This window comes from Conexibacter sp. CPCC 205762 (assembly GCF_030646155.1).
Taxonomy (GTDB): domain Bacteria; phylum Actinomycetota; class Thermoleophilia; order Solirubrobacterales; family Solirubrobacteraceae; genus Conexibacter.
Map to the genome: position 1 here is coordinate 1 of NZ_JAUTDN010000074.1, position 12,760 is coordinate 12,760.

A 12,760-nucleotide genomic window follows, 5' to 3' on the forward strand; every position below is an offset into this window, starting at 1 on the left:
GGCCGCTCCGGCGGGGTCGGCGGTGGCGGTGGCGGCGGCTTGACGGGCGGCGGCGCGGGCGGCGCCGGCGCCGGCTCGGCGACGGCCGGTGCCGGTGGCGGCGGCGGGGCGGGCGGCGTCAGCTCGATCGCCGCAAGCGCGACCGGCGGCACGGTCACGACCGCCGCCGTCGCCGGCGCGGGCGTCGCGATCGTCAGCTGGGAGAGCCCGGCGGCGCCGCAGGCGCTGACGCAGCCGACGCTCTCGGGCACGCTCGCGGTCGGCAGCCAGCTCGTCTGCGACGCCGGCACGTGGGAGGGCCAGCCGGCGCTGACGATCGCCTGGCTGCGCGACGGCAGAGCGATCCCGGCCGCGCGCAACGCCAACTACACGCTGACGGCGAACGACTCCGGCGCGCGTGTCTCCTGCCAGGTGACGGCGGTCAACGCGGCCGGCACGACGAGAGCGACGTCGCTCGCGCTGCTGGTGCCGCCGCCGCTGGCGCCGCCGGCCAACGTGCTGCCGCCGGCCGTCACCGGCGCGCTCGCGCTGGGGCAGAGAGCGATCTGCAACCCGGGCACCTGGTCGGCCGCCGACGCGACCTTCAGATACCAGTGGCTGCGCAACGGCAGACTGATAGCCGGCGCCGACGAGGAGACGTACAAGCTGGCCGCCGCCGACGCCGGCGAGGCGCTCCAGTGCTCGGTCACGGCGACCTCCGACGGCCGCTCCGCGACCGCCCGCTCGATCACCGTCGGCGGCCCGCCGCGGCTGACGCTGCTGACGACGACGGCGCTCGTCAGCAGAAGAGGGACGCTGACGATCCCGGTCGCCTGCGTCGGGCCGACGGTCTGCAAGATCCCGCGGTTGACGCTCAGAGGCGGCGGCGCGGTGCTGGTGCGCGGCGGCGAGCAGTCGGTCGTCGCCGGCGGCACCGCGAAGCTGGCGCTGACGCTCGGCAGACGCGGCCGCAAGCTGCTGGCGAGAAGAGGCGCGGCGCTCGTCACGCGGCTGATCGTGACGCCGACCGGCGGCAGCGGCGGCAACGCGCGCGTGACGCTCGTCGCGCGGCAGGGGATCGCGCCGCAGAGAGGCGCCGCCGCCCGCGCTCGCGGCTAGGATCCCGCCAAACCAGAAACCGGGGTGAAGTGGTGGGCGAGAGATCGGTGGCGCTGTGCCTGTCGGGCGGGGGATACCGCGCGACGCTGTTCCACCTCGGCGCGGTCCGGCGGCTGCACGAGGTCGGCCTGCTGCGGCAGGTCGACGCCGTCAGCAGCGTCTCGGGCGGCAGCATCTTCGCCGCCGTGCTCGCCGACCTCGCGATCGAGCGCGGCTGGGAGGGCGGGCTCGCGCTCGACGACTACGAGCCGTTCGCCGAGCGCGTCCGCGCGGTCACGACCCACGACCTGCGCACCGGGCCGTTCCTGCGCCACGTCGCCTGGAACTGGCTCGAGCCGCGCCCGCGCGTGCGCGCGTTCGAGCGGCTGCTGGCCGAGCACGTCAGCAGCCGGCGGCTGGAGCAGCTGCCGCGCGCGCCGCGCTTCGTCTTCTGCGCGACCGACGTGACCCACGGCGCCAGCTGGGAGTTCGCGCGCGACAGAGTCGGCTCCTACCGCGCCGGTCAGCTGCGCGGCGGGATCGCCTGGCCGCTGGCGCGGGCGGTCGCGGCGTCGGCCTGCTTCCCGCCGGTCTTCGGCCCGCTGCCGATCGGCTCGGCGGCGGTCTTCCGCGGCGGGCGGATCCGCAGACGCCTCGGCGCCGACGGCGCGGCGTCGCCGCGAGTCGTGCTCAGCGACGGCGGCGTCTACGACAACCTCGGTCTGGAGCCGGTCTGGAAGTCACACGACACGCTGTTCGTCTCCGACGGCGGCGCGACGTTCGACTTCCAGGCCAGCAGCAACCCGGTGCGGCGGCTGCTGCGCTACACCTCGGTCGCGACCAGCCAGGTGCGCGCGCTGCGCTTCCGGATGCTCTACCAGCGGCTGAGAGCCGGGCAGGTGCAGGGCGCGACCTGGTCGCTGCGCGTGCCGGCCGACGACGGCGCGCTCGGCTACTCCGACGGCCTGCGCGAGAGCGCGATCGAGCAGATCCGCACCGACCTCGACCGCTTCACCGCGGCCGAGCAGCAGATCCTCGAGAACCACGGCTACTGCGTCGCCGCTGCCCGCCTCGGCGCTGCGAGGCTGACCGGCCTCACGCTGCCGCCGGCGCCGCCGCCGCGCCCGCCGCATCCAGCGTGGATGGACGAGCAGCGCGCCGCCGCCGCGCTGCGCCTCAGCAGCCGCCGGATGGTCCCCGCGCGGCTGCTCGGGCTGACGCGCTGAGGCGGGCGCGTGCGGCTAGCCTGAGCGGGTGGCGCCGGTCCGGATCGCGTCGCGCGAGGTCGAGGTCGACGGCGAGCTGACGATCGAGCTGCTCGCCGGCGGCGTCGTGCGCGCCGAGCTGCGCTGGACGGAGCTGCCGCCGCACCGCGGCGAGGCGGTCGGCTGGACGCTGCATGCGCCGGCCGGCGAAGCCGCCCCGCCGCGGGAGCCGGCGCCACCCGCGCGCGACGCGGCCCCGCCGGCGCCGACTCCGTGGCCTTGGAACCCCGACGCCGAGCGCGAGCTGGCGCAGCTGCTCGACGCGCTGCGCGACCACATGCGCGAGCGCACCGCCCGCAACGAGATGCGCGTCCGCTTCTGGGAGCGGCGGGCGCGCGACGCCAGCGCCGTCGGGGCGGCGGCGTGGGGGCGGGAGCGGCTCAGCGAGCACCCGGCGGCGTAGCGGGGAGGAGTAGGACGAAGCGCGCGCCGGCGCCCGGGCCGTCGCTGGCGGCGCTGAGCGTGCCGCCGTGCGCCTGCGCGAGCTGACGCGCGATCGACAGCCCGAGCCCGCTGCCGCCGGTTCTGCGGCTGCGGGACGGGTCGGCGCGCCAGAAGCGGTCGAACAGCCGCGGCAGGTCCTCCGCCGCGATCCCGTCGCCGTCGTCGGCGACCGCGATCGTGACGGCGGAGCCGTCGCGGCCGGCGCTGACGCGCACCTCGTCACGCGCGTGGCGGATCGCGTTGGAGAGCAGGTTGCCGAGGATCTGCCGCAGGCGCACCGGGTCGGCCGCCAGCGCCGCGTCGTCGTCGATTCGCGTCGTCAGCGTTACGCCGGCGGCCTGCGCGGCGGCGCGGTGGGCGTCGACCGCCTGCCGCACGACCTCCGCGGCCGCGAGCGGCTCGCGGTGGAGCACCAGCTCGCCGGCGTCGGCGGCGGCGAGGTCGGCGAGGTCGGCGATGATGTGCTGCAGCTGGAGCGCCTCGTCGAGCAGCGTCGCGCGCAGGTCGGCGTCGGTCGCGACGAGCCCGTCGTCGGCCGCCTCCAGCCAGGAGCGCATGTTCGTCACCGGCCCGCGCAGCTCGTGCGCGATGTCGCGCACCATCGCCTTGCGCTGACCGTCGAGCTGGCGGCGGCGCGCGGTCAGGTCGTTGAACGCGGTCGTCAGGCGGCCGATCTCGTCGCGCGTCGTGACGGGCGCGACGATCGGCGCGTCGCGCGCGCCGTCGACCGCGTCGGTCAGCCGCCGCAGCGGGCGCGTCAGGCGGGCGGCGAGCACGAACGTGACGGCCGCGGTCAGCGCCAGCACCGCTGCGGCGAGCAGCGCGACCCGCCAGCGGTTCTCGCCTGACAGGTCGAGCACGCGCGTCTGGCCGGCGGGGAGGGAGAGGAACAGCAGCGCGGCCGGCGCGACGTGCGGCGCGAGCTGTCTGCGGCGGGCGGCGTCGACGCAGGCGCGCGCGGCGGCGGAGGAGAGGTCGGGCGCGAGGTCGAGGCCGATCGCGACCGACGGCAGGCGGCGCCGGTCGAGGCAGGCGTTGGCGTCGCGGTCGAGCTGCCGCAGTGCGCGCCGCTCGGCGGTGGTCGGCCGCTCCAGCGGGTCGGTGCGGCAGGGCGCGGTCTTGGTCGCGGGAGCCGGCTCGGCGGTCGCCGGCTCGCTGGCGGCGTCGGCAGGCACCTGCCCGACCGGAGCCGCTGGCAGCAGGTCATCCTGCTGCGCGGGGGCCTGGTCGGCCGGGTCGAGGCAGAGGGCGGGGGCGGCGACGGCGGCGCGGGCGCGCGCGACCGCCTTCGGGCGGAACGGCGCGAGCGCGCGCGGGTCGATCGTGCTGCTGCCGCCGGCGAGGTCGCGCTCGACGTGGAGCGGGTCGATCGCGGCCGAGGCGACCGCCGGCAGCGGCGTGCTCGGCGACTCGCCGGCGAGCGGCCGCCGGCCGCGGTCGGTCAGGACGATGCGGCGGCCGGTCGTCCGGTCCAGCCGCGCGGTGAGCGGGCCGACGCCGTGCCAGTCACGGTGAGTGGCGGCGTAGCCGACGAGCGCGTTGTAGATCTGCGCGTCGGTCGCGAGCGAGCGCGCGTCGGCGTCGCGCAGCGCGGTCGCGGTCGTGCGCGAGACGAGCCAGGCGGTCGCCGCCGTCGAGCCGAGCGCGATCAGCAGCGCGCCGGCCAGCAGCCGCACGAGCAGGCGATGCCGCAGCGCGACGCGGGTTCCGCCACGCGACGCGGCGCCGTCCGTGGGCGCTCGGCGGCGGCCGCTCACGCCGGCTCGGCGAGCTTGTAGCCGACGCCGAAGACGGTCAGCAGCAGCTCCGGCCTGCGCGCGTCCAGCTCGATCTTCTTGCGCAGGTTCATCACGTGCACGTCGACGGTCCGCTCGGTCACCCACGCGTCGCCGTGGATCGCGGTCAGCAGCTGCGCGCGCGTGAAGACGCGGTCGGGCTCGGCGGCGAGCGTCGCCAGCAGCTGGAACTCGCCGGGCGTGCAGTCGACGTCGCGGCCGTCGACGGCGACGCGGTGGCGGCGCGGGTCGACCTCCAGCGGACCGGTGCGCAGGACGCCGTCCGCGCTGTCGCCGGCGGCCCTGGCGGCGGTCCGCTGGGCGCGCCGCAGCAGCGCGCGGACGCGCGCCATCAGCTCGCGCGGGCTGTACGGCTTGGTCATGTAGTCGTCGGCGCCGAGGTCGAGCGCGAGCAGCAGGTCCTCCTCGCTCGCGCGCGCGGTCAGCATCAGCATCGGCGCGTCGGTCTCGCCGCGCAGCGCGCGGCAGACGTCGAGCCCGTCGACGCGCGGCATCATCACGTCGAGCACGAGCAGGTCGGGGCCGCGCCGGCGCGCCTCGTCGATCGCGGCGCGCCCGTCGTGCACGACGATCGCCTCGTAGCCGTCGCGGACGAGGTAGCGGCGGACGATCTCCGCCTGCTTGACGTCGTCCTCGGCCAGCAGCACCCGCAATCCCATCGCCGCAACACGCTACCGAGGCGCCGCTGCCGGGACCCGGGCCCTGACATCACGCTCACATCCGCGTGCGGCGCCACCGCAGCGCCACACCGTCCTGACACGATCCTGACAGGCGCTCGCGAGAGTGCCGGCCATGCAGATCACGAAGCTCAAGCTGGTCCTCGCGGCCAGCGCCACCACCGTCTCGCTGGCCGCCGGCGTCGCCGTCGCGGCCCAGCCGGAGTCACAGCCCGCCAAGCCCGCACCGCTCGCCGCCGACGCGCCGTCGGCGCCGGTCGTCGCCGAGCGCGCCCCGGTCGCGGCCGCTGACGCGCCGGCCACCGAGCCCGCGCGTGCCGCCGAGCCTGCCACCGCTGCGCAGATGCCCGCCGCGCCCGCCGACGAACCCGCACCCGCGCCCGCCAAGACGAGCAAGCCCGCCGCGACCGAGCCGGCCGTCGTCGCCGAGCCGCGCCCGGCGCAGGAGGTCGCACCGAGCACGGGGCCGGCCGCCACGCGCCCCGCGGCGCCGGCCGAGGCCGCTCAGCTCGCCGCCGCGCCCGCGCCGGTCCCGGGCCCGCCGAGCGACAGCCCGCCGGAGAAGACGCCGTGGCGCTGGAGCGTCGAGAACCCGCACGCGCCCGCGTTCGTCGACGCCGTCGTCGCCTGCCTGCGCGACCACGGCGTCCGCTACGTCGAGCGGGTCGCGCCGGACCGCGGCGACGACCGCATCGGCATCGCCCTCGGCGGCCCGAACAATGAGCGCAGCTCGATCAGCCTCGGCCTGACCTACATGGACCAGTGCGGGCAGGAGGCGCGCCGCCGCTAGCCGGCGCGGGCCGCGGTGCAGGCACCGCCAAAGCAGCCGTCGGGCTCGGTCGGGCCGGCCATCTGACCGCGGTGGCGGCCGGCGCCGTCCTCGACCGTCGAACGGGCGCGCAGTAGGCTCTTCGCGCCATGAGCGAGCATCCCGTCTACGCCGTCGCCGGCGGCAACCATGTGACGCTGCTGCTGCCCCGCGAGCAGACCGGCGGCACGCTCGACGTGATCGACGTGCTCGCCCAGCCGGGCGGCGGCCCGCCGCCGCATCGCCACGCGTTCGGCGAGTTCTTCCGTGCGCTGGAGGGTGAGCTGACGATCGCCGAGGAGCGCGACGGCATCGTCGTCTGCACCCGCACGCTGCGCGCCGGCGAGACCCTCTGGATCCCGCCCGACGCCGTCCACGCGACGCTCAACCTGACCGACAGCATCGCGCGCTTCCAGGTGATCGGCCAGCCCGGCCTGATGACCGGCTACTTCGTCGAGGCCGGCGTCCGCGTCCCCGACCCGCTGACGCCGCCCGACCGCGAGCCGCCCGGCCCCGCCGAGCTGCGCGAGATCTCCGCCCGGTGGGAGATCGAGTTCTGGACCGGCCCGGTCGACCTGACGCGGCCCGTCGGCTGATCGACGGCGGCAGCGGGTACTTCCCGCGCGGCAACATCAACCAGGCCACGTGCCACCCGTGACCTGATCTCTGCGCGAGGCGGCGGCCCGATCCGCGGCCGCCTCGCTCGGCAGGCCCCGTCTTCTCTTGTTGGTTCACATAAGATCGATTATCGGGCGTAAAGGGTGGCAGTGGAGGGGCTCCACCGGCTGAGCCGGCCGGCTCGGCCCGGCCCGCGGCGCTCAGTCCGGCAGGAAGATGACGAGCGGGCGCAGACGCTCGACGGTGCTCGCCGGCAGGTCGAGCACCATGCCCAGCTCCGCGACGGAGCTGAACAGTCCCATCGCCTGGCGCGTGCCGACGATCTGGCGCGCGAGCCTGTCGCCGATTCCCGGCAGCGTCGCCAGCACGGTGACCGAGGCGTGGTTGACGTCGACGACGCCGCCGGTGGTCGCGCCCGGCAGGTCGGGACGGCCGATCCCCAGCTGCGCCGCCTGCGCCGGGTCGTCGCGAGCGATCCCGAGCGCGATCTCGCGGTCGAGCTCGCTGTCCTCCACCAGGAGCCGCAGGTCGAGCCGCCGCACGAACTCCTTGCGGATCACGAACGCGTGCACGATCGAGCCGATCCACACGATGAGGATGACCAGCCCGACCGGCGTCGCGGGATCCTCGTCGCTGCTGCCGATCACGGCGAAGGTGGCCACCGTCACCGCGAGGTCGTCGCGCGCCGGGCTCAGGCGATCTTCTGCGCCAGCTCGACGATGATCCCGGCAGGGCCGCGCACGTAGCCGAGCCACCAGCTGTCCCCGTAGTTCACCAGCTCCCCGACCAGCTCGCCGCCGTGCTCGCGCAGCTCGACATCGACGGGACGGCAATCGCTAGGCGAGCCCCAGCACCAGGTCGCGCACGAACGCCGGCTGCGACAGGAACGGGTGGTGGCCGGCGCCGACCTCGGCGACGTGGTCGGCGCGGCGGGCGAACTCACGCTGGCGCTCGGCCGGGGTGCCGCGATCCTGGGCGCAGACGAGGTAGCTCGTCGGCACGGCGCCCCAGACCGCCGCCTCGACCGGCTGCCCGACGACCTGCACGCTCTGGCGCGCGAGGCGGGCGGCGCCCTCCTCGGCGAGCGCGCCGCAGTCGTGCATGAAGGTGCCGGCGAACAGCTCGGGTCGCACGCCGAACGTGCCGGCCTCCGGGTCGATCTCGAGGAACGGCGCCGGCTCCTCGCCGCCGAACGACGACAGGCTCTCCCCTGCCTCGGCGAGATAGCTGGAGATCAGCAGCACGTGCCGCACCGCATCGACGCCGACGGCTGCCTGCGCGGTCACGATGCCGCCGTAGCTGTGGGCGACGACGACGGTCGGCTCGTCCTTGGCCGCAAGCAGCTCGCGCACGGCCGCGACGTCCTCGGCCAGCCCGGGTCCGGCCGCACCCGCCGCGGCCGCTCCCTCCCCGCAGCTGGGCAACGCCGCGGCGACGCTCTGCACGCCGGCCGCCCGCAGCAGCTCGCCGGTCGGCCGCCACCACCAGGCGCCGTCTCGCACGCACGCCCCATGCACGAACACAACCCTCATCGCTTCCACCTCGTCGTCGCCATACCTGGCCTCCCACAGTAGACGTACGCCCAGTTACGTCAAAATGTCCCGGCAGATGGGCCGACGACCGCAACCCGAGATCCGCGAGCGGCTGCTCGACGCGTGCACCAGCTACGCGCTCGACCACGGCCTGCCCGATCGGATGGCACCGCTCGCCGACGCCGCCGGCACCTCGACGCGGATGCTCGTCTACCACTTCGGCACGCGCGACCAACTGCTGCGCGAGCTGCTCGGTCGCGCGCGAGAATGGCAGCTCGACGCCTTCGGGCAACTGCTGCGGCTGCGCCCCGGCGAGCCGTACCTCGACACGCTCGCGCGCGTCTGGGGAGAGCTGACCGGCCCCGCGGGCCGCCCGTACCTGCGCATGTTCGACCAGCAGCACATCGCCCAGCTGCGCGACAGAGCCGGCCGCCCGCTGTGGCCCGGCTTCCGCCGCGCCGCCACGACCGACTGGCTCGGCCCGCTCGAACACGGCCTGGCGAGCATCGGCCGGCCCGAGCTGGCGACCGTCGTGCTGGCGACGCTGCGCGGGCTGCTGATGGACCTCGACGCGACCGGCGACAGCGACCGCGCCGCGCGCGCCTGGCAGGACTTCCTCGCCGCGATCGGCTCCTAGCTGTACGGCGTCCCCGCCTGCTCGACCGCGGCCAGCGTCGCCATGTCGTCGGCGTCCAGCACGACCGCGGCGGCGCCGAGGTTCTCCTCCAGGTGCGCGACCGAGGAGGTGCCGGGGATCAGCAGGATCCGCTCGGAGCGGTGCAGCAGCCAGGCGAGCGCGACCTGCGTCGGCGTCGCCGCGTGCTTGGCGGCGACGCGCCCGATCAGCGGGTCGGCGGCGATCCGCGCCGGCCCGCCGGTGAAGGCCGAGCCGAGCGGGAAGTACGGCACGTACGCGATCCCGTGCTGCTCGCAGAAGGCGATCGTCGCGTCGTCGCTGCGGTCCAGCAGCGAGTACGGGTTCTGGACCTCGCCGAGCGTGCCGACGAGGTCGAGCGCGAGCTGCGCGCCGGCGCGCGTCGTGTTGGAGACGCCGATCAGGTCGAGCTTGCCCTCGTCGCGCAGGTCGGCGAGCGTGCCGAGCTGCTCGGCGGTCGGCGCGCCGAGCACCTCGCCCTCGGGCGCGAAGACGCGCAGGTTGACGAGGTCGATCCGCTCGATCGCGAGGCTGCGGAGGTTGTCCTCGACCGCCGACCGCAGCTCGGCCGGCGCGAGCGCGGGCAGCCACGCGCCCTGCGCGTCGCGGCGGGCGCCGATCTTCGTCACCAGCCGCAGCTCCGCGGGATACGGGTGCAGGGCCGAGCGGATCAGCTCGTTGGTGACGTCGGGGCCGTAGAACTGGGCGGTGTCGATGTGGTCGACGCCGAGCTCGACCGCGCGCCGCAGCACCGCGCGGGCGCCGTCGGGGTCGCGCGGCGGGCCGAAGACGCCGGGGCCGGCGAGCTGCATCGCGCCATACCCGATCCGTTGCACCGGCTTGTCGCCGAGGAGCCCTGTCTGCGTGTTGGTCATGGATTCAGCCTGCGCTAGCGTCATACCCATCACAAGAAGCGGGCTCATCATGGGAGTGTCACTCCCACCCACCCGCCGCAGAGAGCTCGGCGAGTTCCTGCGGCTGCTGCGCGAGCGTACGCCGCCCGAGCAGGTCGGCCTCGAAGCGGGCGGCCGCCGCCGCACGCCGGGGCTGCGCCGCGAGGAGCTGGTGCAGCTCGCCGGCGTCGGGCTCTCCTGGTACACGTGGCTGGAGCAGGGGCGCGACATCACGCCCTCCGCGAGCGTCCTCGACGCGCTCGCGCGCGTCTTCTCGCTCAGCGCCGCCGAGCGCGTCCACCTGTTCGACCTCGCCGAGGTCGCGGTCCCGGCCGCCGCCGACCCGTACCCGACGACCGCGCCGCCGGAGCTGGCCGAGTGGGTGACGGCGCTGGAGCCGCTGCCCGGCTACCTGCTCAACCCGCGCACCGACATCCTCGCCTGGAACGCGGGCGCCGAGCGCGTCGTCGGGCGGCCGGAGGCGGCGCCGGACGGCGCGCACAACCTGCTGTGGTGGCTGTTCACGCGTCCCGACTGGGGCAGCCCGATGATCGAGCAGACGGCCCGCTACACGCTCGCGCGCTTCCGCGGCGCCCACGCCCGCCGCTACGACGATCCGGCCTTCCGCACGCTGATCGAGGCGCTGCTGACGCGCAGCCCGGCCTTCCGCGAGCTGTGGCCGCGCCACGAGGTGGCCGATTCGCAGCTCGGCACGAAGGTCGTCGAGCACCCGCGGCTGGGGACGCTGCGGCTGCTGCACCAGCAGGTGATCCCGACGACCCAGCCCGAGCTGCGGCTGACGCAGTTCGTCGGCGCCGACGAGGCGACGCGCCGTGCGCTCGCCGCCTCCGCCGATGCCGGTGCCGACGCTGACGCGTCGTCGCTCGCCGTCGCCTGAGCTACAGGCCCATCGAGCGGCCGACCAGCTCCTTCATGATCTCGTTCGTGCCGGCGTAGATGCGGTTGACGCGCGCGTCGGCCCAGATCTCGCTGATCTTGTACTCGGTCGTGTAGCCGTAGCCGCCGAACAGCTGGACGCCTGCGTCGGCGACCTCGCACAGCAGGTCGGTCGTCCAGTACTTCGCCATCGCCGCCTCCTGCACGGTGGCGGTGCCCTCGACGAATCTGCCTATCGTGCGGTCCATCCAGCAGCGCGACAGCTCGACTCTCGTCTGCAGCTCGGCAAGCATGAAGCGCGTGTTCTGGAACGAGCCGATCGGCCGGCCGAACGCTCTGCGCTCCTTGACGTAGTCGAGCGTCAGGTCGAGCGCGGCCTCCGCGGCGGCCATCGAGCTGACCGCGAGGCCGAGCCGCTCGGGGATCAGGTGGGCCATCAGCTGCGCGAAGCCCGTCCCCTCCTCGCCGAGCATGTTCTCGGCCGGGACCTGGCAGTCGTTGAAGAACAGCTCGGCGGTGTCGTTGGCGTGCTGGCCGCGCTTGTGGATCTGTCTGCCGCGCTCGAAGCCCTCCATGCCGCGCTCGATCACGAACATCGACAGGCCGCGGTGCGGGTCGTCGCTGGTGCGCACGGCGGTGACGACGAGGTCGGCGTTGATGCCGTTGGAGATGAACGTCTTGCCGCCGTTGACGATCCAGCCGTCGCCGTCGCGCTTGGCGCGCGTCGCGATGCCGGCGAGGTCGGAGCCGGTGCCGGGCTCGGTCATCGCCAGCGCGAGGATCGACTCGCCCGACGCGACGCCCGGGAACCAGCGCTGCCGCTGCTCCTCGTTGGAGCCGGCGAGCAGGTACGGCATGCCGAGGTCGTTGTGGACGCTCGGGCCCATCCACGAAGACTGCACGATCGCGTAGGCGGCCTCTTCCGCGAGGACGGCGTTGAAGCGCCAGTCGGCGACGCCGGAGCCGCCGTACTCCTCGTCGACGGCCATCGCCAGGAAGCCGTACTCGGCGGCCTTCGTGAACAGGTCGCGCGAGACGATGTGTCTCTCCTGCCACTGCTCGTGGTGCGGGACGACCTCGGCCTTCAGGAAGCTGCGGAAGCTCTCGCGGTAGTCGTCGTGAACGTCCTCGAAGAGCGGACGCCGCGTGCTGGGGGCGGGAATGATCGACATGCCAGACACCGTAATGCCCGCCGCGCCGTTTGGTCGCGCTTGGACAGGCGTTACAGCCCGAAGCTGATGCGGCCCGACGGCCTCGCGCCGCCTCTGCCGGCGACGAGCACGTCGGCGATCGCCTTGCGGGCGCGGCGGCGGCGCGGCGGTCTGGCCGGCTGTGGGGCGCTGCCGACGGCGGCCGCGACGCGCTCCAGCAGCCATTCGAACGAGCCGGCCCGGCCGCAGCGCTGCTGCCAGCCGGCGAGCGCCTCGTCAAGCTGCGCGGCGGGGATCGTGCCGAGCAGCTCGACCTCCGGCCCGCGCCCCTTTCTGGTCACGTGGGCGACCGCGTAGATCTCCTCGGTGTCCTCGACCCACGCGACGCGATGGCTGCTCCCGTCCCCCGCCAGCCAGGTGAGCCCGAGGTCGCGCTCGCGCGATTCGAGGCGGACACTGTCGGCGTAGAACTTCTTCAGCTTCATGCGGCGACCCTTTCACGCCACCCTGAAGCGAACCTAACGGTCAGCGGATCCGCAGCGCGACCGTGCGCACGACCGGGACCGGCGAGCCGTCGTCGCCGCTCTCGCAGCGCATCGTCGCGACGACCTTCCACGCGCCTGCGCCGGCGTGTCTGGAGCTGGGTCGCCAGGCGCGTCTGAAGCCGCCGCCCGCGCCGACGCCGACCGTCCCGATCGCGACGCTGTTCTGGGCCGAGCGCAGCGTCAGCGTCACGCGCCGCTGGCAGAACTCGATCACCGGCCAGCCGCGGCCTCTGATCGTCACGAGCGCGGACGCGCTGACGGGGTTCGGCGCCGCGGTCAGCGTCGTCGCGGCATGGGCGTCGGCGGCGCCGAGCGCGAGGATTGCGAGCGCGGCTGGCGCGGCGGCGGCGCGTGCGAGGCGGGCGGCGCGGGCGGGCGCGAGCGCGGCGGCGCGGGCGGGCG

General features: G+C 75.1%; 14 protein-coding genes and 1 pseudogene. 7 read left to right on the forward strand and 8 right to left on the reverse strand.

All coding sequences use genetic code 11. The features are described from left to right. From Q7L73_RS27870 to Q7L73_RS27880, 3 genes and pseudogenes are all read left to right on the forward strand, one after another. Positions 1–1,098 (forward strand): annotated as a pseudogene (locus Q7L73_RS27870) (hypothetical protein); the annotation flags it as partial. 32 nt (positions 1,099–1,130) lie between these two features. Continuing rightward, positions 1,131–2,303, forward strand: a complete 1,173-nt coding sequence (locus tag Q7L73_RS27875; RefSeq protein ID WP_304695970.1) for a patatin-like phospholipase family protein — start codon at positions 1,131–1,133, stop codon at positions 2,301–2,303. Between the two features lie 28 nt (positions 2,304–2,331). Further along, entirely contained in the window at positions 2,332–2,745 is a 414-nt protein-coding gene (locus tag Q7L73_RS27880) for a hypothetical protein (RefSeq protein ID WP_304695972.1), read from the forward strand. On the opposite strand, the gene Q7L73_RS27885 is transcribed toward Q7L73_RS27880, so the two are convergent. Together Q7L73_RS27885 and Q7L73_RS27890 are read right to left on the reverse strand one after the other, a co-directional pair. Continuing rightward, positions 2,723–4,543 (reverse strand): cell wall metabolism sensor histidine kinase WalK, encoded by a 1,821-nt coding sequence (locus tag Q7L73_RS27885; RefSeq protein WP_304695974.1) that lies wholly within the window; start codon positions 4,541–4,543, stop codon positions 2,723–2,725. The two genes, Q7L73_RS27880 and Q7L73_RS27885, sit on opposite strands and share 23 nt — an antisense overlap. Further along, positions 4,540–5,241 carry a response regulator transcription factor gene (locus Q7L73_RS27890; RefSeq protein ID WP_304695976.1) on the reverse strand — a complete coding sequence of 234 codons (702 nt, stop codon included), beginning with the start codon at positions 5,239–5,241 and terminating at the stop codon, positions 4,540–4,542. Before Q7L73_RS27890 ends, Q7L73_RS27885 begins: the two co-directional genes overlap by 4 nt. A gap of 133 nt (positions 5,242–5,374) precedes the next feature. Here Q7L73_RS27890 and Q7L73_RS27895 point away from each other — a divergent pair, with 133 nt between their 5' ends. Together Q7L73_RS27895 and Q7L73_RS27900 are read left to right on the forward strand one after the other, a co-directional pair. After that, positions 5,375–6,049 carry a hypothetical protein gene (locus Q7L73_RS27895; RefSeq protein ID WP_304695977.1) on the forward strand — a complete coding sequence of 225 codons (675 nt, stop codon included), beginning with the start codon at positions 5,375–5,377 and terminating at the stop codon, positions 6,047–6,049. Positions 6,050–6,177: 128 nt separating this feature from the next. Further along, entirely contained in the window at positions 6,178–6,663 is a 486-nt protein-coding gene (locus Q7L73_RS27900; protein ID WP_304695979.1) for a cupin domain-containing protein, read from the forward strand. Positions 6,664–6,885: 222 nt separating this feature from the next. Here the strand turns inward: Q7L73_RS27900 and Q7L73_RS27905 are convergent, their stop codons facing one another. Further along, positions 6,886–7,353, reverse strand: coding sequence for a helix-hairpin-helix domain-containing protein (locus Q7L73_RS27905; RefSeq protein ID WP_304695981.1), 468 nt, complete (start codon positions 7,351–7,353; stop codon positions 6,886–6,888). 168 nt (positions 7,354–7,521) lie between these two features. Further along, entirely contained in the window at positions 7,522–8,217 is a 696-nt protein-coding gene (locus Q7L73_RS27910) for an alpha/beta fold hydrolase (protein WP_304695983.1), read from the reverse strand. Between the two features lie 76 nt (positions 8,218–8,293). Here Q7L73_RS27910 and Q7L73_RS27915 point away from each other — a divergent pair, with 76 nt between their 5' ends. Continuing rightward, positions 8,294–8,854: a TetR/AcrR family transcriptional regulator gene (locus Q7L73_RS27915; protein WP_304695985.1), complete on the forward strand. Its 561-nt coding sequence runs from the start codon at positions 8,294–8,296 to the stop codon at positions 8,852–8,854. Here the strand turns inward: Q7L73_RS27915 and Q7L73_RS27920 are convergent. Further along, on the reverse strand, positions 8,851–9,747 hold the full coding sequence (locus tag Q7L73_RS27920) for an oxidoreductase (protein WP_304695987.1): 897 nt from the start codon (positions 9,745–9,747) through the stop codon (positions 8,851–8,853). The two genes, Q7L73_RS27915 and Q7L73_RS27920, sit on opposite strands and share 4 nt — an antisense overlap. Before the next feature lie 49 nt (positions 9,748–9,796). On the opposite strand from Q7L73_RS27920, the gene Q7L73_RS27925 reads away from it, so the two are divergent. Beyond that, positions 9,797–10,663: a helix-turn-helix transcriptional regulator gene (locus tag Q7L73_RS27925; RefSeq protein WP_304695988.1), complete on the forward strand. Its 867-nt coding sequence runs from the start codon at positions 9,797–9,799 to the stop codon at positions 10,661–10,663. Position 10,664: 1 nt separating this feature from the next. Here Q7L73_RS27925 and Q7L73_RS27930 read toward each other — a convergent pair whose 3' ends face one another. The 3 genes from Q7L73_RS27930 to Q7L73_RS27940 form a co-directional block, all read right to left on the reverse strand. Then, entirely contained in the window at positions 10,665–11,834 is a 1,170-nt protein-coding gene (locus Q7L73_RS27930) for an acyl-CoA dehydrogenase family protein (RefSeq protein WP_304695990.1), read from the reverse strand. Between the two features lie 50 nt (positions 11,835–11,884). After that, a complete protein-coding gene (locus tag Q7L73_RS27935) occupies positions 11,885–12,298 on the reverse strand; it encodes a hypothetical protein (protein ID WP_304695992.1) in 414 nt (137 codons plus the stop codon). 40 nt (positions 12,299–12,338) lie between these two features. Further along, positions 12,339–12,760 (reverse strand): hypothetical protein (locus Q7L73_RS27940; RefSeq protein WP_304695993.1); only part of this gene is annotated, 422 nt, incomplete at its 5' end.